23 protein-coding genes are annotated in these 20,438 nt (G+C 50.6%); 14 read left to right on the top strand and 9 right to left on the bottom strand.

All coding sequences use genetic code 11. From position 1 onward, the window contains the following. Positions 1-54 precede the first annotated feature (54 nt). Positions 55-1,002, top strand: coding sequence for a CDF family Co(II)/Ni(II) efflux transporter DmeF (dmeF, locus tag R0J87_RS10400; RefSeq protein WP_498885994.1), 948 nt, complete (start codon positions 55-57; stop codon positions 1,000-1,002). Here dmeF and R0J87_RS10405 read toward each other — a convergent pair. Next, a complete protein-coding gene (locus R0J87_RS10405; RefSeq protein WP_085919469.1) occupies positions 993-1,268 on the bottom strand; it encodes a metal-sensing transcriptional repressor in 276 nt (91 codons plus the stop codon). The genes dmeF and R0J87_RS10405 overlap by 10 nt on opposite strands. Positions 1,269-1,396: 128 nt before the next feature. Here R0J87_RS10405 and R0J87_RS10410 point away from each other — a divergent pair, with 128 nt between their 5' ends. The 4 genes from R0J87_RS10410 (at position 1,397) to R0J87_RS10425 (ending at position 4,034) form a co-directional block, all read left to right on the top strand. Beyond that, positions 1,397-1,750, top strand: a complete 354-nt coding sequence (locus R0J87_RS10410) for a hypothetical protein (protein WP_498885996.1) — start codon at positions 1,397-1,399, stop codon at positions 1,748-1,750. A 55-nt stretch (positions 1,751-1,805) separates the two neighbouring features. Continuing rightward, complete coding sequence (locus R0J87_RS10415) at positions 1,806-2,540, top strand: HupE/UreJ family protein (RefSeq protein ID WP_498885998.1); 735 nt, start codon at positions 1,806-1,808, stop codon at positions 2,538-2,540. A 107-nt stretch (positions 2,541-2,647) separates the two neighbouring features. After that, positions 2,648-3,370 (top strand): hypothetical protein, encoded by a 723-nt coding sequence (locus R0J87_RS10420; protein ID WP_498886000.1) that lies wholly within the window; start codon positions 2,648-2,650, stop codon positions 3,368-3,370. 337 nt (positions 3,371-3,707) lie between these two features. Continuing rightward, the gene (locus R0J87_RS10425; protein WP_498886001.1) at positions 3,708-4,034 is read left to right on the top strand and encodes a gamma-glutamylcyclotransferase family protein; all 327 of its coding nucleotides are present in this window, start codon (positions 3,708-3,710) and stop codon (positions 4,032-4,034) included. Between the two features lie 160 nt (positions 4,035-4,194). Here the strand turns inward: R0J87_RS10425 and radC are convergent, their stop codons facing one another. The 6 genes from radC to R0J87_RS10455 form a co-directional block, all read right to left on the bottom strand. Continuing rightward, entirely contained in the window at positions 4,195-4,737 is a 543-nt protein-coding gene (gene radC / locus R0J87_RS10430; protein WP_498886002.1) for a RadC family protein, read from the bottom strand. Positions 4,738-4,781: 44 nt separating this feature from the next. Beyond that, positions 4,782-5,393, bottom strand: coding sequence for a lambda exonuclease family protein (locus tag R0J87_RS10435; protein ID WP_498886004.1), 612 nt, complete (start codon positions 5,391-5,393; stop codon positions 4,782-4,784). Positions 5,394-5,432: 39 nt separating this feature from the next. Further along, positions 5,433-6,182, bottom strand: coding sequence for an ERF family protein (locus tag R0J87_RS10440; RefSeq protein ID WP_498886006.1), 750 nt, complete (start codon positions 6,180-6,182; stop codon positions 5,433-5,435). Between the two features lie 28 nt (positions 6,183-6,210). After that, entirely contained in the window at positions 6,211-6,381 is a 171-nt protein-coding gene (locus R0J87_RS10445) for a hypothetical protein (protein ID WP_167359389.1), read from the bottom strand. A 107-nt stretch (positions 6,382-6,488) separates the two neighbouring features. Further along, positions 6,489-7,457, bottom strand: a complete 969-nt coding sequence (locus tag R0J87_RS10450; RefSeq protein ID WP_159342121.1) for a DUF932 domain-containing protein — start codon at positions 7,455-7,457, stop codon at positions 6,489-6,491. Positions 7,458-7,555: 98 nt separating this feature from the next. Further along, positions 7,556-7,894 (bottom strand): hypothetical protein, encoded by a 339-nt coding sequence (locus R0J87_RS10455; RefSeq protein WP_498886009.1) that lies wholly within the window; start codon positions 7,892-7,894, stop codon positions 7,556-7,558. A 155-nt stretch (positions 7,895-8,049) separates the two neighbouring features. Here R0J87_RS10455 and R0J87_RS10460 point away from each other — a divergent pair, with 155 nt between their 5' ends. Together R0J87_RS10460 and R0J87_RS10465 are read left to right on the top strand one after the other, a co-directional pair. Next, the gene (locus R0J87_RS10460) at positions 8,050-8,499 is read left to right on the top strand and encodes a LexA family protein (protein ID WP_498886011.1); all 450 of its coding nucleotides are present in this window, start codon (positions 8,050-8,052) and stop codon (positions 8,497-8,499) included. A 135-nt stretch (positions 8,500-8,634) separates the two neighbouring features. Continuing rightward, a complete protein-coding gene (locus tag R0J87_RS10465; protein WP_498886030.1) occupies positions 8,635-9,774 on the top strand; it encodes a Y-family DNA polymerase in 1,140 nt (379 codons plus the stop codon). A gap of 875 nt (positions 9,775-10,649) precedes the next feature. On the opposite strand, the gene R0J87_RS10470 is transcribed toward R0J87_RS10465, so the two are convergent. Continuing rightward, positions 10,650-12,278 carry an AICE-type RepA C-terminal domain-containing protein gene (locus R0J87_RS10470; RefSeq protein ID WP_498886012.1) on the bottom strand — a complete coding sequence of 543 codons (1,629 nt, stop codon included), beginning with the start codon at positions 12,276-12,278 and terminating at the stop codon, positions 10,650-10,652. A gap of 738 nt (positions 12,279-13,016) precedes the next feature. Here R0J87_RS10470 and R0J87_RS10475 point away from each other — a divergent pair. Then, on the top strand, positions 13,017-13,721 hold the full coding sequence (locus tag R0J87_RS10475; protein WP_498886013.1) for a YagK/YfjJ domain-containing protein: 705 nt from the start codon (positions 13,017-13,019) through the stop codon (positions 13,719-13,721). Between the two features lie 135 nt (positions 13,722-13,856). Here the strand turns inward: R0J87_RS10475 and R0J87_RS10480 are convergent, their stop codons facing one another. Then, the gene (locus R0J87_RS10480; protein WP_498886015.1) at positions 13,857-14,795 is read right to left on the bottom strand and encodes a hypothetical protein; all 939 of its coding nucleotides are present in this window, start codon (positions 14,793-14,795) and stop codon (positions 13,857-13,859) included. A 176-nt stretch (positions 14,796-14,971) separates the two neighbouring features. Between R0J87_RS10480 and R0J87_RS10485 the strand changes: the two genes are divergently transcribed. The 6 genes from R0J87_RS10485 to R0J87_RS10510 all read left to right on the top strand — a co-directional run bounded on the left by R0J87_RS10485 (position 14,972) and on the right by R0J87_RS10510 (position 20,364). Further along, the gene (locus R0J87_RS10485; RefSeq protein WP_159343746.1) at positions 14,972-15,166 is read left to right on the top strand and encodes an AlpA family phage regulatory protein; all 195 of its coding nucleotides are present in this window, start codon (positions 14,972-14,974) and stop codon (positions 15,164-15,166) included. A gap of 177 nt (positions 15,167-15,343) precedes the next feature. Next, entirely contained in the window at positions 15,344-17,320 is a 1,977-nt protein-coding gene (locus tag R0J87_RS10490) for a type I restriction-modification system subunit M (protein WP_498886017.1), read from the top strand. Further along, positions 17,317-18,762 (top strand): restriction endonuclease subunit S, encoded by a 1,446-nt coding sequence (locus tag R0J87_RS10495; protein ID WP_498886019.1) that lies wholly within the window; start codon positions 17,317-17,319, stop codon positions 18,760-18,762. The genes R0J87_RS10490 and R0J87_RS10495 overlap by 4 nt, the downstream gene beginning before the upstream one ends. After that, on the top strand, positions 18,759-18,962 hold the full coding sequence (locus R0J87_RS10500; RefSeq protein ID WP_159342143.1) for a hypothetical protein: 204 nt from the start codon (positions 18,759-18,761) through the stop codon (positions 18,960-18,962). Before R0J87_RS10495 ends, R0J87_RS10500 begins: the two co-directional genes overlap by 4 nt. Before the next feature lie 167 nt (positions 18,963-19,129). Then, positions 19,130-20,074 (top strand): GIY-YIG nuclease family protein, encoded by a 945-nt coding sequence (locus R0J87_RS10505; RefSeq protein WP_498886021.1) that lies wholly within the window; start codon positions 19,130-19,132, stop codon positions 20,072-20,074. Further along, on the top strand, positions 20,071-20,364 hold the full coding sequence (locus tag R0J87_RS10510; protein ID WP_498886023.1) for a hypothetical protein: 294 nt from the start codon (positions 20,071-20,073) through the stop codon (positions 20,362-20,364). Before R0J87_RS10505 ends, R0J87_RS10510 begins: the two co-directional genes overlap by 4 nt. Positions 20,365-20,438 lie beyond the last annotated feature (74 nt).

Raw genomic sequence — 20,438 nt, forward strand, 5'->3', positions numbered from 1 at the left:
ATGCTCGGTAGTGTATACGCTGAATATGATCTTCTTTCCTTAGGTACGCCCTTCATGCATCACCACCGCCTTGACCAATGGCAACACGACCATACGTTTGGTCAGGACCATAAACGCTCCGGTGAGTCGCGGACGCTCATTGTGGTCGGGCTGACCCTGGCCATGATGGTGTGGGAAATTACGGCGGGGGTGATATACGGATCAATGGCGCTGCTGGCCGATGGGTTGCACATGGGTTCTCACGCAGTGGCACTGGGCATTGCCGCCTTCGCGTATGCCTATGCCCGGAAGCAGGCTACAAGTGATCGGTTCTCGTTTGGCACCGGAAAGGTCAACGCGCTGGGCGGGTTTACTGGGGCGATACTGCTGGCCGTATTCGCCCTGTACATGGTGATAGAAAGCGTGGGCCGCTTTATTCAACCTGTTGAGATCTCGTTCAATGGCGCTATTTTTGTCGCGTTTATCGGTTTGGTGGTCAATGGTATTTCTGCCTGGATATTAGGCGAGGCCGGTCATGATCACCATCATGGGCACGATCACGATCATGACCATAATCGTCGTGCCGCTTACCTGCATGTACTGGCAGATGCACTGACATCAGTGCTTGCGATTGTGGCGCTGCTGGCGGGTAAGTATGCGGGGTGGGGATGGATGGACCCTGCCATGGGCATCGTGGGCGCTATCTTGGTTACCCGCTGGTCCTGGCAATTGCTTAAAGAGACATCGACAGTACTGCTGGATCATCAGCACCAATCGATGGAAAACGCTATCAAGCAGGCTATTGAGAATGACGATGCCTGTGTTACTGATCTTCATGTGTGGTCGATTGGCCCCAATATTTATGCCGCTATCGTCTCCATCGTGGCCCATGAACCCGAGTCGCCCTCGGCTTACAAACGCCATATCCAAGCCCATTGTTCTTCTCTCGTTCACATCACCGTTGAAATAATGCCCTGTGAGGAAGACCAAAGTATTGAATTGACGTTAGCTCCTCACAGATAACGCGCAATCGCTTTGAAATCGTCGACATGGTGTTGCTGTTCTGGAGAGAGCGGCCTAAGGGCGTCATCCAGACAGTGCTCAATATGGTCGTGGATCAATACGCGCTTAGCCTGCTGGACAGCTTTCTCGACCGCGTGGAGCTGCTGCGCGATGTCGAGGCAGTGGCGCCCCTCTTCCATCATGTGCGTCACGCTTTGTAGATGGCCGCGAGCGCGATTGAGTCGCTTGATGATATCCGGATGCGACTGGTGGGTATGCGGTGTCATGTTCTTTTCCTTTTCATTGTTTCTATCCCCCTAGGGGGGATGTTAATCTATTGGTATCATGCTGCCAATGCTCGCGTTAAAGCAGTATGTATTGTTCGATTGTCACTTTCACTCTGGTTGTTTTTTCCATGCTCCATCGGCTTCGCCACCGTCTTGGCTATCTGATGTTTTTACTAGTGTTCTTGCCTAGCTTGGTCATTACCAGCATTGGCGAGGCGCAAGCGCATGGGGCAGCGAGCATAGTCAGCGACCATACGAGTGATCTCAGTGGCCATGGGCATACCCATGGCCACATGCATGAAGACGGTCACCAATTCCCCCATGAGAGTGGCAGTCACTTCCACGAACAAGCAGACCGGTTGGGTGCGAGCATTGCCATCGCACCCAACGTCCGTCATGCCCTGCGGCTAGGCGAACGCCGCGGTTCCCCTCAGCGTCGTGTCTATCGCTTAGAGCGTCCTCCACGGCCAGTCGTCGCGTGATGACTGGGGCCATCTATCCGATGGCCAATACTAATGACAGACCCGTGGAGGTTGCATGTTTCCATCCCAAGTAAGGGGTGTGCTCGGCTTGCCTATGATGGCCCGACGCCACGCCTTAGCTTTTCTAACCCTGCTGTTAATGCTACTGGGAGCCAGTTGCGAAGCGCTTGCTCACGCGGTGGCTGAAGGTGACAAGGGCTATATCCAAGAGATCTATGGTGTTCATTTGATCTCGTTTATGTATCTCGGTGCCAAGCACATGGTGACGGGGTATGACCATATTCTGTTTTTGTTAGGGGTCATCTTTTTCCTCTACCGAATGCAGCATATCGCCATTTACGTCAGCCTCTTTGCCATCGGTCACTCGACGACGATGCTGTTAGGGGTGTACTTCAATATCGGCATCAATAGCTACCTAATTGACGCCATCATCGGACTCTCCGTTGTCTACAAGGCGCTCGATAACATCGGGGCGTATCAGCGCTGGTTCGGCTTTCAGCCCAACACCAAGGTCGCCACACTGGTGTTCGGTCTGTTTCACGGCTTTGGCCTGTCGAGCAAGATCATTGAATACGATATCTCGCCTGATGGTCTCGTCCCTAACCTCCTGGCATTCAACGTAGGCGTAGAGATCGGCCAGCTACTGGCATTGAGCGCCATTCTCATTGTGATGGGCTTCTGGCGACGCACGACGGGCTTCTTACGCCACGCGTATACCGCCAACGTCGCCATGATGTGTGCTGGTTTTATGCTGGTGGGTTATCAACTGACCGGCTATTTCATTGCCTAATTGAGGGAGTCCCTAATGTATAACACTGATCTTCCAACCCGTGCCGAACTACCGTCAACGGGTAAGTTACTTCGCTCTACGCTGATGCCGCCGTTATTGCTGTCGCTTTGCTGATCACCGTCGTGCTGCCTGCCGAGTATGCCATTGACCCCACCGGTGCTGGGCGCTTGTTGGGGCTGACTGAGATGGGGGAAATCAAGACCCAGTTGGCTAAGGAAGCCGAGCTTGACCAGGCCAACGATCAAGCCATGGCCCAACAGGCGTCTCAACCCTCGGCATCTCAAGAGATCGTCAGTGATCGCCAGCCTGCGCCGGTAAACGATGCTGTTGCTCAGACTGCGACGTCCGAGGCAGAGATAGCTCTCCAAACAGCCAATTCAGCCTCAGCGAGTGATCCCGTAGCACCTTCACTCGAAGATTCTGACAGGGTGATGACCGATGCCAGCATGGCACTGGCGGAGGCATTAGCGACGGAGGAAGCTGCTTCACAGACGGCGCAAGCGGAAGAAGCGTCTCCGTGGAGCGATGAGGTGAGCTTTACCCTGACGCCAGGAGAAGGCACGGAGTACAAACTCACCATGCAAGAAGGGGCGGTGGCGACCTTTGCCTGGGTATCCGAAGGTGGCCCTGTCAACTTTGACACACACGGTGATGGCAATAGGAACTCCATTAGCTACGAAAAAGGCCGTGGCGTGCCCGAGGATGAAGGTGAGCTTGAAGCTGCTTTCACCGGCAATCACGGCTGGTTCTTCCGCAACCGTAATGACAACGATGTGACCATTGTCTTGCGTGTGGGGGGTGATTACGGTGAATTAGTGAAAGCCCTGTAACGGATTAGCCCCTAGCGCTCTCTGGAGTGCTAGAGGTTTTCTTCGAACCAGTGTCATTAAAGTATTTATAGCTGTATTGGTTTATTGATATACCACGTGATATAAAAAATTATTTTCAAGAGCATGAGATGATGCAATAGCTCAGTTAGCAAAACCATTTAGGCGTATAGACGAAATATCTTAAAGTCGGCGTCTGGCAGTTATTTGATTTAAATTTTGGTCGTTTTCTTTACGCTTAGTAATTAACGACCAGGCTAGTTCATGCATTGACGGCCGCGTAGTAGTCTTTCCCTGATGACATTACAGGACCCCTTACAACATCTGCTAGGAGTTTGTTATGGAACGCATCTTTATCTACGGAACGCTCGGCCCGGGCGGACCCAACGAACACATCATGCAAGAAATCGGAGGGAAGTGGGAAACTGGGCATATCAAGGGGCGCCTCATCGAAGCAGGTTGGGGTGCCGTTATGGGCTTTCCAGGCCTAGTGTTGGACGAGGCTGGGGATGCCATCAAAGGCCATGTCTTTGTGTCCGAAAACTTGCCGGAACACTGGCAGGCCCTGGATGATTTCGAGGGTGCTGAATACCAGCGTGTGCGCACAACAGTGATGCTTGCAAAGGGAGGTACCGTCGAAGCCTACGTATATGCCCTTCGTACGTGAAGCGCCTGGTTGTTGCTTGTGAGGATGTAAAGACAACCATTTTTTATATCACGGCTCACTCAGCTTCCGCTCTTGGCCGTTTGCTGAAGTAACGAAAAAATAAAGCCAGTTTGACGGTTGGAGCTGCCTCTCTGGCAGCTCCATAATATGAATTTGGGCTTTACAAATACCCCATCTCCGCAAACGACTTACACCCATCACTTCCCACCACCACATGGTCAATCACCCGAATATCCATCAAACCCAGTGCTTCCTTCAGGCGCTCAGTAATACGCCGATCCGCATCACTAGGCTCAGGGTCACCGCTGGGGTGATTATGCACCAGAATGACAGCGGCGGCGTTGTAAGCGAGTGCCGCCTTTAGTACCTCTCGTGGGTACACGCTGGCTGAATCAATAGTGCCGCGAAACAGCTCTTCAAAGCAGATGACACGGTGTTGGCTATCGAGGAACAGCACGCTGAACACCTCGTACTCATAGTCCTGAAGCAGGAGCTGCAGGTGCTCAAACGCTTGCGAGGGCTGTGAAATCTTGCGGCCTTTGGCGAGCTTGCGGCGTGCGAACCGCTTGGCCATGGTGATGATGTCGGTTTCTGTGACTGGTGATGTGACGTGATAGGTGCCCGCCATTTCACCGGCTTTGAATTTGCTATGGGGCATGATGACCTCCAAAAAATAAAGATGCCGGGGTGGTGGCCCCGGCATCTATGTCGTTAATAGTAAATGAGTGTTGTGGTTCAGTGGGCAAGTCACGCCGCCATCACTTGGCTGATGCGCCGCTCCATCTCCTCATGGAACGCCTCAACCCGCTCGGTAATCGTGCGGATCAGCGCCTCGTCTCGATAAGCGCGTTTCACAAACAGCGGCATTCCGGGCCAGTAGCTCACAAAGTCGATCCATTCCCGTTCACTGACCCAGAGCCCACCCTGGCATTGGGGCACGTGTTCATCGGGTATCTCTCCGTTGAGCAGCACCTCAATCTGAAACTTGGGCAGCTTGGTCTTGATCTCCAACAGGCCGTTTCTGCCAATCAGGCTATCCGGTGAGTAGCCCACGTTGTGGTTGAGAATCAGGCCCACTTCTTTGGGTTTCGGTGCGCCGGTCATATCGCGATACAGCGAGCGGGCAACACTCTCTAGCTCCTGCCCCCGCTTGGTATGGGCGTTGCCTTGAAACGGCTCGGCCAGCTCACCGGTCATGCGCTCGCCGATCAACTGGTGCATATAGGTGATGGCTCCGGTACCCAACCCGCCGGGACCTTTGCCATTCACCAGCAGTGCCTTGAGCTCTGACATGGTGACGCGCCCAAGACGCGCCGCCAGCCACTCGGGCGAGCCTTGTGGCATGGTGAGTATCTGCATACACGCCTCCTGTAGGCGATGAGTGGTCGAGCTGAGCCGCTATTTCACGGCTCGTTTGGTGAGGGATGCGCGGAGTTTGTCGAAATCTGCCTGAGGCACCTGAACCGCAGCGCCGTATTTGCCGCTGAACCACTCTTGCGTGGTGGCTGGGCATTGACTGATCAAACGCTGAATCTGCCCCGCCTGAAAAGCCGTAACCCTCTTTACAGCTGCGCGTGTGCTGGTCTGGCCATTATCGTCTTGCCCGCGTGTGGTGATGTTGAGCAATGCGCACAGTACGTAGCGCTTGCCGTAGCTGGTGGATGAACCAAAGGCCTGGACGGCGTTCTTGTTACCGCTCATGTCCGCAGGCAATAGCATGCTGGTCTCTTCCCGATGGCCGTCCTTGTGCATCAGCACGCCCGTCACTTGAATGCCGCGCTCCTGTGTCTGAATACGGAAGCTCACTGCGAAGCCGTGTTTTTGCAGGATGGGCCGCACGGTATCGACGATATCCTCCAGCGTGGCATAGCAGCCGTTATTGGTTTGCCCACGCTCTTCAATGCTGGGCAACTCGGTTTGCATCGCAGCCATAGCAGCGCTGTAGGCCATCATGGCCTGGCGATCCATCACCCGCTCCTGCATTTGCAGCAGGCGCTCCATCTTGTCGATATCGACGTCAGGGTTAAGCGCTGCGCGCTCGATCACTTGGATAATGGCCGTACTGTCAGTGGTCGATGGAGAAGAAGTAGGCGGCACCGCCTGGAGAGACGATGCCTCTTGAGTGACCATGTGTGTCTTGTTCGCCATGACGGCTCTCCTTAAAAACGGTATGGGGTTAGATATCGCTGGGCAGCTCATCGGGGGATACCGGCACGAGCCGAAGCTCCGCGCGGTAAAACTGGCCTTTCGCCATGACGTAGGTGGTTGCCTGGGTTTGGTCTTGGGTCAGCAGGCGCTCTGTGAGCTGGGTAAGGGCTAAGTCGAGATCGTGGTGTAGCGTTGCCATATAGGCCTCCAAACAAAAAAAACGCCCAGCCGATTAAGGGCTGGGCGTCTATGGGGTGAGGGTAGCGAGGTAGGTCAGCGGTAACGTGGTGACTACGCCGTTAATGGTTAGCTGACCAAGGCCAGCGCCGCGTTGAGTGCTTCCTGCTTCAGCTGTGCGCCTTGGCCGAACCAGGCAGAGTCCATGCGGGTATCGTTACTGCGTGCGCGCTTTTCATGATCGACGTATTCGGTCACGGCATTGAGCAAGCCCCAGGCCGTATCCTTCGCGGTCACCAAGTGAGCGCCACGCCCTTCGCCCTGGTAGAGCTTCTGTACCTTGTTGAGCGCTCGGTAGTTGGGCAGTTTGGAAGGATCGTCTAACGGCGTCTCCACGCCGCACATCACCGCTTGGAAGTAGTGTTGCGCTTCACGGTGATCAATTTTCCGCTCGGCTAAGGCTTTCATGCGGTACATGAAGTCATTCCATTGCGACACCGAAATGCCCAGTTGGCGTTTGACGGCGCGGGGATCAAACTCTGAACGATGGGGTACCTTCACCGCTTGCGACGTGCCATCGACGGCAATTTGCAGCGTGTTATTGCACACCACCCGCACCGTGGTCGGCGTGGCCATGGTGGCGAGAGTGCCGTCACACGACGTGGCTAACAACAGATAATCGTTGACCTCATCCTGACCTTTGAGCGACGTGCTTAAGCCGCTACGTGCTAACGCCCAGAACTTACGTCCGCCTTTCAGCACGCCTGCTGTCTCCAGCTCATACCCGGCGTACTCGGTCAGGTCACGGTAAAACTCCAGGATCTCTTCAGGCTGCACCACCTTATAGCGCTGTGACACCACCGACAGCGGTGCTTTGGTATCCGAGCGGTAGAGCACTTTCTGCTCAGGGAACGAGTGAATGCTGCCCAGGTGGCTAGCCCCTTCGGCAATAAAGCGCACCGGCGCTTCTTCGATATGCCAGTTCATACCGGCCTGTTGCTGCCAGACCTCCAGCGGTTGATGACGAGACAGTTGCTGCCCCAGGCCATGCCAAGGGGTATCGCCAACGTAAGCCATGTGTTCAACGAGATGTGCCATGAGTCATTCTCCAGACATAAAAAAAGCGCCGACCAAAGGCCAGCGCGAGAAAGTGAGTAAGCGGATCATCCGCCCCACACAGGGCGAACAACGATGGGTTAAGCGTTAGGTGCTAAAGGCGGGTAGGTGTCGCGGTAGGTGCAGCCGCAAGATAAGCATAACCACGGTGTCCCGCTGCCAACTGGCAGCCACTGTTCAAACAATGTGGTGGCGATGCGCAAGCCGGTTTGACCACCGGCCATGGCACCCATCATGGCGGCAGGCAGTTTTGCCAGCGGAAAGCGAGTCACCGCCAATGGCAGTGGACCGGTGACGGCGGTTGCGCGCCATGCGCCAATAGCACCGCCGATCAAGGTGCTGCCCACCACGCTTACGCGTTGGGCTGTATCCAGGTTCAGCATGCGTGTTGATGCACAACGCTTACAGGGGGGGGACATATTGAAGCTCCTATGCAGGGGAAAAAGGTTCCAGTGGGGTGGATGCATGGGAGTGATATAGGTCTGAAATTAGTTGGGATACGCCGATGCGGTATTGCGTTAATTGAGCACTTTACAGATACTGTTTTTATATACAGTTATCAATGGAGGTGCCCATGACGTTATCAGTGACATTACTAGGACAAGCAGGCGCTTTGACAGTGTCGCAGCCCTTACCGCTCTATACTTGTGCCGTGCGCGCAGGTTTTCCATCGCCCGCAGATGACCACTTAGATACCGATCTTGATCTTCACCGCTATGTGGTGAAACGGCCTGCTGCAACGTATTTCGTACGTTCTGAAGGAGACTCCATGATTGGTGATGGAATTCATCATGGGGATTTGCTGGTGGTGGATCGCAGCCTCGAAGCCTTACCAGGGCGCATTATCGTCATTTGTGTTGATGGCGAGCTCACAGTAAAGCGCCTTGAGCGAGTAGGGCAGCGGACTTATCTCCGGGCAAGTAATCCTGCTTACCCTCCCATTCCCCTAGATGGTCGTGAGTCGCACGTCTGGGGCGTAGTGACTCATGTGCTTCACAGCTTTCCAGGGGCAACGCTGCAATGATGGCTCTGATCGACTGCAATAACTTCTACGTCTCCTGCGAACGGGTCTTCAACCCATCACTGGAAGGTCGTCCTGTAGGGGGTACTATCTAATAATGATGGTTGCGTCGTCGCTCGCTCTAACGAATTAAAAGCGCTGGGTGTTGAAATGGGGGCTGCCATGCATCTGTTAACACCCGAAGTGCGCCGCCAAGCCGTCCTGCTATCCAGCAACTATGCGTTGTATGGTGATATGTCCCAACGGGTAACCGAGGTGCTGGGGGAGTTTTCACCCCATGTAGAGGTGTACTCCATCGACGAAAGCTTTGTCGGGTTTCAGGGATTTGAGGTAGATACCTTGAAACATCGAGGCCAAGCGTTGCGGGATACCGTGAAGCAGTGGACAGGTATTCCCGTGTCAGTGGGGTTTGCGCCGACACGGGTGTTGGCCAAGGTCGCCAATCATGCCGCTAAAAAACACCCTGCATATAGAGACCAAGGTGTATGCACGTTGCTTGCAGAAAGCGCGTCTACTAAAGCGTTGCTGAAGCAGTTGCCTGTCACCGAACTATGGGGCGTTGCACGCCGCACCGGCGAGCGATTACGCGTCATGGGCATTGAGACTGCCTGGGACCTGCGAGAGGCAGACCCGAAACATATCCGTCGGCACTTTAGTGTGGTGCAGGAGCGCATTGTCTGGGAGTTGCGGGGGCAACCCTCCATTCAGCTAGATGACATGAGCCAGCCTAAACAACAGATCATGGTGTCTCGTTCGTTTGGGCGGCTTACCAACGATCCCCATCAGTTAAGGGAGCCGCTACGGTATCATGCTGCCAGGGCGGGCGAAAAACTTCGTAAGCAGCAAAGCGTCACCAGCGCCGTCATGGTGTTTATCCGCACAAACTCGTTTCGCACGGATTTACCTCAATATCGTCAACGTGTCGTCATTTCTCTGGAACGGCCCACTGATGATAGTCGTGAGATCATCTCCGCTGCGGTACAAGGTTTGCGTCGTCTCTGGCGAAAAGGGTACGCCTACCACAAAGTGGGTCTCATGCTGCTTGATCTATCGCCTAAAGCTAACCGACAGCTTACCCTCACTGAATCCCCTCAGACTGACGAAGAAGCCAAACGTAGCGAACGATTGATGGCGACGATGGATAAACTCAACCGAGAGCTGGGCAAGTGGACGGTACAGCTGGGCCTGCCACGAAAAGGAAACGCCTGGTCGTTGCGTAGTGAGCGGCGTACACCAAGGTATACGACGCAGTGGAATGAATTACTGCAGGTCAGATAAGTTAATTAAGCCAATGAAGCTAGGGCTCACTGGCTACGACGTCACGACGTTGAAAACTTAAATCTATACAAAAGTGACGGTTACGCATGAAATAAACGAGTATGTCGACTGCGGACGTCGTCACATCATTCAAACCGGAGCGAAGTAACGTCATATCGTTGAGTGCGTGAAGGCTTTACTTTTTGCCTTTTCGTCGATACTTGTGTGTCTGATCCTGCTGACCCCAACGTTCTAATGAGCTACGAATCTGGTCATTAATGGCGATCAAACTGTTCCCGTTCCGTACACCACATGCGCTTGCAGGAGCTACATAAAATCGTCATTCCTTTCGCTTTCTTCTTACGTTCGTTGGACTCGAAGATTGAGAGCACCCCCTCTCCTTGTTTGTGTACTCCTAAAGCTTCACTAAGGCCTCCCTAATATGAGTTAGCAGTCGCTTGCCAGACGCTGCTTGCATGACCATGAGCCGCTATCAAGCTACCCAGCGCCTTAGTGCGTAGGTTTATCGCGACATCTGCCGCCGTGCACTGATCGGCTAGCAACTGATGGAGCGCCGTAGGCTATTTTTTCCTCATGTTAGCGCGGCTCAGATTTACAAGGCGTGCCTATCGCAACGATTTGGGAACGCTCTTTCAGGTAGGGGGGGGCGATATGGGGCCAGTCGACCATTGCATCAGACTTGGCGAGGTACCCGGTGATTGATGCCGCCAAGAAAAGTGGGTGGTATGCTGTTTCTTGCAAGGGAGTCTTATCATCTTAACCAGGGGTATCTCCACTTGCTCAAGCATTAGGGTAAAATCTATGCCTCACCTCGCCAAGAGCAAGCCTCAGCGCTTGGCGAAGTTTTCTCCACTCGCGTATAGGGCAGGCGAGCATTATAGCAAATCTTGAATAGCATCCAGGTTGTCTAGGATGCTTGTAGGCTTAGGGCCGATTACCCAATGCCTATAAGAGCCACGTTTTCCGTTACTATAACAAGTAATTCTCTGCGCTTCTAACAGGGGAGCAATGCGCTTCAATGCAGAACCTAGGCCACGTGGTTCACGAGGCCATTTGCTCTCACTGGCCCATATAGGCTGATGTTCTGCCAAAGTGGCAAACCAAGCTTTTACGGGTTTTTCGATAGGTTCATTAATGTCATTTTTGCTAATGTAATCAATGATTGCTTGGGCAACCGGCTCTTCCTCTGTAATTTCACAAAGTCTTTCTTTCCGGTACGCGTCGTACTGAAACCAAAAAAGAGTGTCGCTTTTGGTCAGTGCTATAGAGACAATAACGCCAATTCGACAGAAATCTCGCCATTTTGCAGGTACTTCACGTTCTATTCTTAGCTGCCATGCCTTTGCATGCACCTTGCCAAGTAATGTAAGCAATGCATTAAATATGGGTGCTCGGAGCCTGCCTGTAATTCTCTGCTGCTTAGGTGTTGAAAAAGATGGACTAACTTGTTGAGTATAAGAAAGAGGGGGCATTTCCAAACTCAATGTCACGTCAGATAAAGCATCATATGTGATGACGGGTTCAGAACTGCTTAAAATACAGGTGCGTGAAACCATGAGTGTGGAAGTGCTCTCATGGCAGCCTACTGGCTTCCAATTAAGAGGTGTTTTACGTAGGTATTCAAAAAGCCGGCGCTGTACCACAGGGCTAAGGTTGTCTTCGATGTCTTCTAAACTGATGGCATGATGTCGCCAAGCACATCTATCAATTTCTTTGACGGTTTTAGGGATGTCACGAATGGCTGTTTCCTTACGAACTGGATCGACTAAATTTTTAATGAGTTGCTGTAATTTTGATGCATCGCTGCTGCGTTCTCCGGTTATCTCTAATGCTAGCTGTTGTTTATCTGGCATCAAGCACAGAACTAAATAGGTATAGATCAAAAACTCTCTATCCTTTGGTAAAGTGATATAGGACTCGATTGCTTTTAAGCCCTGGATGTCTCCCTGCATCGGGGGAGCTTGGAAAGATCGACTATTGTAGGGATGCCAATATGGACAGAGGTTCTGGGGCTGAGTCATGAGTTCCTGCCCAGTTGGAAACATCATCACCGTGTCATTTATTTCAATATAGCGCTCCAGGTTTTGACCAAGCCAAGTACGTCCGTTACCGATAATCTGCGGACTGGTTGGTTCTTTGAGAATTACATCCAATGCATCCATTATGCTTCGGTCAGTGACATCACGCTGACTGTAATTTGCCACGATTTTTTTGATGACAGGTGCAACGATTTCAGTCTCAGGTATCAAAACAGGGCCACCATCAATGGGTATTAGGAAATGAGCTCCATCAGGAGTCACGACGTGCCGATAATATGTGCTAATAATCCCCCTAACTAGGTTAACTTTAGATATTTTGGCTGTTCGGCCGCTGCTGGACTGAAGCTGTGGCGATAGATATGGAGGGATATTGCGGCCAGAAATAGTGGGGTGTTGGTAGCCATTTGATAGCTCTTGTCTAGTTCCGTAGCAGAAGGGGGATGGATAGGTAGTTTGATTGCTCATGCGTTACTCCCAAAGCTCGATTTAATGAATGCCAAAACAGCAACACACAGGTTGCTGTTTTTCTATGCCTAAGCTTAACAGTCGTTGAAAAAGTGGGGTTTGATATTTTTTCATGCAAATTTAATAGGGTGTTGGACTTTATAAGACGTTAATGAATCTTTTTATTTATTAATGAACTTTTAGTGATCATTAGAGTTATTCATGTTGGATTTTTTGCAAAGAAACTTGGTTGTTTGAATTGGTAGGTTGTATTATCTTAAGGAGTTGAGTGCGAATGGATGGATAATACTGACCATCGTGATTATTTGAAAAATAAAGAGGAATGTTTGTAAAATTAACCCATGTTAAATGAATTTATTTTTTACTTAAAAATGGAGTTTTATATTCAGTAAGTCTATAGAGAATCCTGACAGCTGTGGGCTTTAAGAGCTAAGTAATTGGTTGGTTAAAGGCTGGGTTAATGACGGTAATATTAATATGCCTTTTTAAAGTATGGTGATATTGCTTATGGAAGGAGGCGTTAAAGCCGACGAACTTATGCCTAATCGATAGAGGTATATTCAAGCCATTTACTTATTTAATGTTTGTGCTTTAAAGGAATCATTGTTATTAGAGGGAGTGGGATAGGTGCAATTAGAGACGGGCTCAGACTAGCTATTTAATTATCAAACCCCTCTGCAAACATAGACATGGCTATCTAGCCATACGCAATCCTTTGAATGAAGTAGGAGATTTGTTATGAATGCCGCTATATACAACGTTGGTCAACATCGACGTAAACGCCATCCCGATAATCCTGCTCTAAAGCTGTGGTGGGAAAACTATTATCAGTACATGTCGGTTCAAACACAGAAAGGACCGCTGATAGAAAATTACCTAGCGAAATTATTGGATGTGATGAGAAATGCCCGCCAGGACTGCAAACGTATTTTGGCAATTCGTATTGATCTTCGTTTTCCAATTAGTATGAATTCTAGCGCAGTAGGGCAGAAAAACTCTACTTTGAGCGAATTTCAGATTTTTTTAAGGCGCGAGCTAGACAGAGCCAACACAAAGTATCCGCATAGATTGCGGGTTGTGTGGTGTTGTGAACAAGATACAAGTATCAATCCACATTACCACCTCTTATTATTGTTAAATGGTGATGCATACAACAGTATCGGTTTTGTTGGTAAGTCTCCATGCGGTCGGTATGTATATGAAAATATTTTTCATCGCATCGTCAGGTCATGGGCGCTGGCGATCAACCAGCCTCATGAATGTATGGAAGGGCTTGTGCAATTACCACGAAAACCTATAACTAACGAGATGGCTGTATGGTTTTTTCAACAGGAAGATCAAATGACTTTTGGACAGGTGTTTGGAGCGGCTAGCTATTTATGTAAGGCATATTCTAAAAACTTAGGAAATGGTGTGCATTGCTTTGACGGGTCCAGAGGTTGATTATTCCAAGCCCATTGTAAATTTTTGTACTTTATAAGACTGCCTGTTTTTCAAAGCTTGAAATGTTTAAATTTTTAATATCTGTTATAGAGCTCTCTTAAATTAAGAGAGCTTGTCACAGTACTGTGATCTTCTTTAAATATCTTTACGTATCTCAATTTTTGCTGAAAAGGGGATCTCCCTGATTTTGTAAGGTTTTTTTAGCTCTTCTTTAGCATTTTTATTGTAGAGGCTTCTTAAGCTGTCTTCTTTGAAGATGATTTTTTCTAAATTTTCAGATAATTTTAATTCATCTTTAGTGGTTTTAATGCCATATTCAATCATCAGTGGATGTATCGAGATGGCAATATCCAAAGCAGCAGACTGTAAATCTTTCCAACCTCCAATAGGGCGTTTTTTTACCAACGCCCACTTTGTTAGTGCTCTTAGTAATGCGTCTTTTTCTTCTTTTATCTCTGTGTTGGCTTTTGCAGCTTTTTTAGAGCGAGTCTCAACTGAGTTATCACGATAGTCTTTTAGCATCCTCCAGGCAGTGGCATGTTGATGCGCATAGGCAGCAGCTTTTCCTATAGAGGAGTGCGCGTTTAACAGCATACGGTGTCGCCGAACATCCTCATGAATATTTTTCCGTACTTGAGGAATTATGTGTTGGTTGAAGTGTGATACTAATGCTATTTGTCGAAGTGCTATTTTTAAGTGGTTGTCAATGTTTTCTTGAAGCTTTTTTTTGTCTGTAGTCTGTACAAGCCTTATTGATACTTTCCAATCGTCAAATGGGTTTGGTTCTCCTGCCACCACCTGAGTTAGAGCTTCATGCCATTGCTTTTCATGATCAATAGCATCCATTTCATCTACAGGTTGCTCATGAAGAAGCTCTGTACCTAATTCAGTGCAAATGATATCTAGCTCTGACAAAAGCTCATTCAAGGCTTTAGAATCATTAACTATTTGAAGATACTGCTGTTCTTCAATTTCAATCATACTCATCTCACATCCTTCCTTGATCGCTAATTTTTTTAAAAAGTCAATGCCGCAACCTAAAATCGTTTTCAGTTTAGGTCTTACTGTATCCACATAATTCTCTCAGCGCGAACATAGCAGCGGTCAACATCTGGTGAAGTCATCAGACGATACCCGTTCATTTGTTGTTGTGAGGATACGCAATGCATAACCAAATCAATTGCTTGAAAAGCTTTAACGCTGAGTCGCACCTTTCTGCATGTGGCGAGGTAAGGTATCAGCACAAGTCTATGCTCAGGCTGCCAGAGGTCATTAGGCGCACTGGGCTATCCAGATCAACCATTTACAATAAATTAGATAAGAACTCTCCCAATTACGACCCTTCATTCCCCAGGCAGGCCAAACTTGGGGGGAGGGCAGTAGCATGGGACGAAGAGGAGCTTGACTGCTGGATTCGAACCCAGCTGAGTGCGCGGCATCATTAAGTTGTGTCGGATCGTACTGGCGCGGCTAGGCAAATTATACGGTGATGTGTAGCCGCACCGTCGAACGCTCGATAAATGCACTCTTTGTCTAAGCGGCGATGCCATAAGGTACTCAGCTGCGAACCGAGGTGTGTATGATAGTGTTCATCAATTTTTACTGAATATGGGGAAGCATCCGTGAACACGGAAAGTCACTCTCAGCTTGCTGCTTTTATTTGGTCGGTCGCTGATCTTCTACGCGGCGATTTCAAGCAGTCCCAGTATGGCCGCATCATTCTGCCGTTTACGCTGCTGCGCCGCCTGGAGTGCGTCTTAGAGACTACCAAGGTCGATGTGCTGAAAGCCGCTGAAGACCATCAGAACAAGCCTGAGGCAGTGCGTGAGAAGCTGTTGCTTCGCGCAGCCAACCAGCCGTTTTTCAATGCGTCACCCTTTAGCCTGATCAGCCTGTCTGACACCCAGACTAGCGACGACCTGATGAGCTACGTGCAGTCGTTCAGCCAGAGCGCGCGGGAGATTTTCGAGCACTTTGAGTTTGAAAGTTTTGTTCAGCAGCTCAGCGCCAATAACCTGCTCTATAAGGTGGTGCAGCAGTTCGCGGCGATTGATCTAAGCCCAGCGCGGGTTAGCAACCATGGCATGGGTGGCATTTTTGAAGAACTGATTCGCAAGTTTGCCGAAAGCTCCAATGAAACCGCTGGTGAGCACTTTACGCCTCGCGATATCGTTCATCTGACTACCTCGCTAGTGCTCACTGGGCAGGAATCCAAACTCAAGCCTAATAGCATCGTCACTGTGTATGACCCAACGGCGGGCACTGGCGGCTTTCTTTCTGAAAGCGACGAGTATATTCAGCAGGTCAGCAAGAATGTCACCGTCTCGTTGCACGGGCAGGAGCTCAACCCCGAGTCTTACGCCATCTGCAAGGGCGATATGCTGGTCAAGGGACAGGAAGTCGAGCAGATCAAGCTCGGCAACACGCTCTCGGATGACCAGCTAGCAGGTGAGCACTTTGACTACATGCTCTCTAACCCGCCGTTTGGCGTGGAGTGGAAGAAGGTGCAGAAGCAGGTCACCGACGAGCACAAGCACCGTGGCTACGATGGCCGCTTTGGACCTGGCCTACCGCGTGTCTCCGATGGTTCACTGCTGTTTTTGATGCATCTGGTAGCCAAAATGCGCTCCCGGCAGGACGGCGGCTCGCGCATAGGGATCATCCTCAACGGCTCGCCGCTGTTTACCGGTGGGGCGGGCAGTGGGGAATCTGAAATTCGCCGCTACCTGCTGCAACATGACATGGTGGAAGCCATCATCGGCCTGCCCACGGATATGTTCTACAACACCGGCATCGCCACCTATATATGGGTGCTTTCCAACAACAAGCCCGCTGAGCGCAAAGGCAAAGTACAGCTGGTTAACGCCACTGGCCGGGCTAGCAAAATGCGCAAGTCGCTAGGCAGCAAACGCCAATATATTACTGACCGCGATATTGACGATATCGTCCGCTTGTATGGCGCTTATGAGGAAAACGACGAAAGCAAGCTCTTCCCCGTAGAAGCCTTTGGCTATCGTCGCATTACCGTCGAGCGGCCGCTGCGCTTGAATTTTGAAGCCAGCGCAGAACGCCTGGCCAAACTCGATGACGAAAAAGCCATTCAAAAACTGGATGACGCCGAGCAAGCCGCGCTCAAAGCTGCCTGCGAGCAATTAGGTGAGCATCGCTACACCAATCGCAAAGCGTTTACCAAAGTGCTGAATGCCGCGCTCAAGGCTGAAGACTTAAAAGTGGGCGCCCCCGTACAGAAGGCCATTCTCAATGCGCTTTCTGAGCGTGACCCGGACGCCGATATCTGCCTGGACAAGCAAGGCAACCCCGAGCCAGACACCAGCCTGCGCGATAACGAAAACGTGCCCTATGGTGAATCGGTATATGACTACTTTGATCGGGAAGTAAAACCCTACGTACCGGATGCCTGGATCGACGACAACAAGCGCGATGAGCTGGATGGCCGCATCGGCATTGTCGGCTTCGAGATTCCTTTCAACCGCCATTTCTACCAGTTCACGCCACCGCGCCCACTGGAAGAGATAGACGCCGACCTCAAAGCCTGCACTGACAAGATCAAGCAGATGATCGAGGAGCTATCGGCATGACAAATTTGTCTGGAGCAAATTTGAACAGGCGCGAAGCGACTGGCCCGAAGGGCGAGGGCAGGGATAGCCCGAGTAATTTTCCGCGGTATCCCGAATACAAGGACTCCGGCGTTGAGTGGCTTGGGGAGGTGCCAGCGCATTGGGAGGTTAAACGACTGAGGTACGTTGCCGAGCTCAACCCTTCCAAAACGGAGGTGCGGACACTGCCTGCAGAGAGATCAGTGAGCTTCATACCTATGGAGGCTGTAGGGGAAGATGGATCGTTGTCACTTGTTCAGACTCGACCAATAGGTGAGGTTTTGGCTGGGTATACCTATGTTCGGGAGGGCGATGTCACAATAGCGAAAATCACCCCCTGCTTTGAAAATGGGAAAGGGGCCGTAATGCGTGGTCTCGAGAATCGCGTTGGCTTTGGCACTACAGAACTCATCGTGCTGCGTCCGAAGGCCAGTTGGACAACAAGTGAATATTTATATCGTGTCGTCTCGTCCGAACCTTTTCGAGTCCTTGGTGAGTCATCGATGTACGGTGCTGGTGGTCAAAAGCGCGTACCAGATGACTTTGTCAGGAACTTCACGATTGCTTGGCCTCCTTACAAGGAGCAAATTGAAATTCAAGCATTCCTCGACCACGAAACCGCCCGCATCGACGCCTTGGTGGAAGAGCAGCAGCGCCTGATCGCACTGCTCAAGGAAAAGCGCCAGGCGGTGATTTCCCATGCCGTTACCAAAGGACTCAACCCCGATGTGCCGATGAAAGACTCCGGGGTGGAGTGGCTCGGGGAAGTGCCTGAGCATTGGGAGGTATTGCAGTTTCGCCGTTTCACTCATTTATCTCAGGGCCTTCAAATTCCTCAAAGTGAACGGTTTCATGCACCTGGAAATGGCCGGGTAAGGTATATAACCATAAAGCTGATTAACTCAGGCTATCTGCAAGAAGGTTCAGAATATATAGATGCTCCGTCAAAAAGAGTGGTTTGTAATGAAGAAGATGTTCTCCTAGCGCGAACTGGAGCAACAGGAGAGGTAATTACCAAGGTGTCTGGAGCATTTCATAACAATTTTTTCAAGATTGACTACAGTCGATCTCGCATTGACAGAGATTTCCTTGTGTACATGTTGTGCGTTAAAGAGTTAAAGGGTCACTTGCGCATGCTGGCAGGTACGACAACTATTCCTGATTTAAATCATGGGGAATTTCTCGGTGTTAAGGTCCCTCTTCCGCCACTTGCTGAGCAGAAGCGCATTATCCATATATGTAATTCAGAGAGTTCAAAATATGACTCTGTTATTGCACAATCATTGCAACAAGTGGAATTACTCCAAGAGCGCCGCTCAGCCCTAATCTCTGCCGCCGTCACCGGCAAGATCGACGTGCGCGGCTGGCAGCCACCAGAGGATTCGGTGTTGACTGGTGAGGCCTCTCAGATGGAGGTTGTATGACACAACTTCCACCCGATACTCAGGAAATGCTTAACAGCCTTCGCACCGCCGTGGCCGAAACCTTAGAGCGCAAGCGCCGCCTGGGCCAATACGCGGTGTTTTGGCAGGATGGCAAGCCCGTTTTAATCGGTGAAGACGCACCGTCCAATCCTGACGTCACAACCCCCGACGATAATCAGCAGGCCAAGACGCAACATTGATCACTCATTAGTTGATCATCGCGATAATCGTCATGTATTGGTATCGCTCTGCTTTTTTTATTTGACGGGTATTTGATAAGCAGTGCCCTTTTATAAGCAAAAATGGGTTATGGCTCATTTAAATCAACTGCTTATGAATATATTTCTTTTTGACAGGTATGTGATTAATGACACAGGGACGAAGCATCCGGCTATTTCTAGTGGATGGCACGCCCAACGGCTTGCTTACCGCTGAGATTATGAACTGGACCGGCCACGTGCTCACCGGCCCACGCACCAAGCTGACAGAGCTAGTGCAGCGACCCGAGTGCGGCCGCACCGGTATCTATTTTCTGGTGGGGCCTGACCTGGAAGGCAGCCCACGCCCACAGGTGTATATCGGCGAAAGTGATGATGTGGCTACTCGCCTAAAACAGCACAACCGGCCAGAAGATAAAGGCGGGAAGGACTTCTGGGAGAAAGTCTGTTTAGTGACCAGCAAGGATCAAAACCTCACCAAAGCCCACGTCAAATATCTGGAAAGCCTGCTGATCCAGTCAGCAGGCGAGCTAGGGCGCTGCAAGCTGGTCAACGGCACCGCGCACGAATACATCAACCTGCCAGAATCCGACCGTGCAGATATGGCGTTTTTTGTTGAGCAGATCCGTACCGTACTGCCGGTACTTGGGCTGGATTTTTTGCGAGGTCGGCCTATGCCATCTCACCCACCGTCGATATTAAAACCGTCGCCAGCGGCCTCTCCAAAGTTTGTAGCAGAAGTACCTCGTTACGGTATTAAAGCTTACGGGCAAGAACTGGACGGTGAGTTTTACGTGCTGGAAGGTTCTATCGCGAGAGGTACATGGACAGGTGTTGATGGTGGTTACCAAAGCCTCTATCAGCAGCTATGTGATGAAGGAGTGCTGGTTGAGGACGAGACCAAGGTGAGACGTTTCGCCAGCGATTACGCCTTTACTAGCCCGAGTGCCGCTGCTGCAGTGGTGTCAGGTCGAAGTGCCAATGGACGAATACATTGGAAATTGGAAGGCACTGGCCAAACATATGGGGCTTGGCAAGACCAGCAGGTGAGTGCTGCGGCCACTCTAGGGAAATCAAGGAGTGAACTAGCGTGATTGATGGCATGGTGAAAACCAGCACTAATGGCTCTGATCAAAAGTTGAAGCGAAAACGGCTGGGGGAGTTAAGGCTTCTTGAATCACATTTAGAGGATGTGATCTTCAGGAACCATGAGTTGCTGTGTCTTGAGAGGATAGGCCTGTTTGTAGACAGTATTCATTTAGTTAGGCAGGGCCGTGTTCAAGACTTAATGGGGCATCAAAAATACCCTGATTTAATGTTTCTGACTGATCGTGGTGATGTCGGAATTGTGGAAGTGAAGCGCTTTGGCAACAGGGAGCTTTGAATCGCCCTGGGTTTCGTAGACACCTCCAGGCCTTATACTAAAGGTATCTAGGAGGATCCATGAGCCGTCCCCGT

The organism is Halomonas sp. SIMBA_159 (assembly GCF_046536035.1).
Classification (GTDB): domain Bacteria; phylum Pseudomonadota; class Gammaproteobacteria; order Pseudomonadales; family Halomonadaceae; genus Vreelandella; species Vreelandella venusta_A.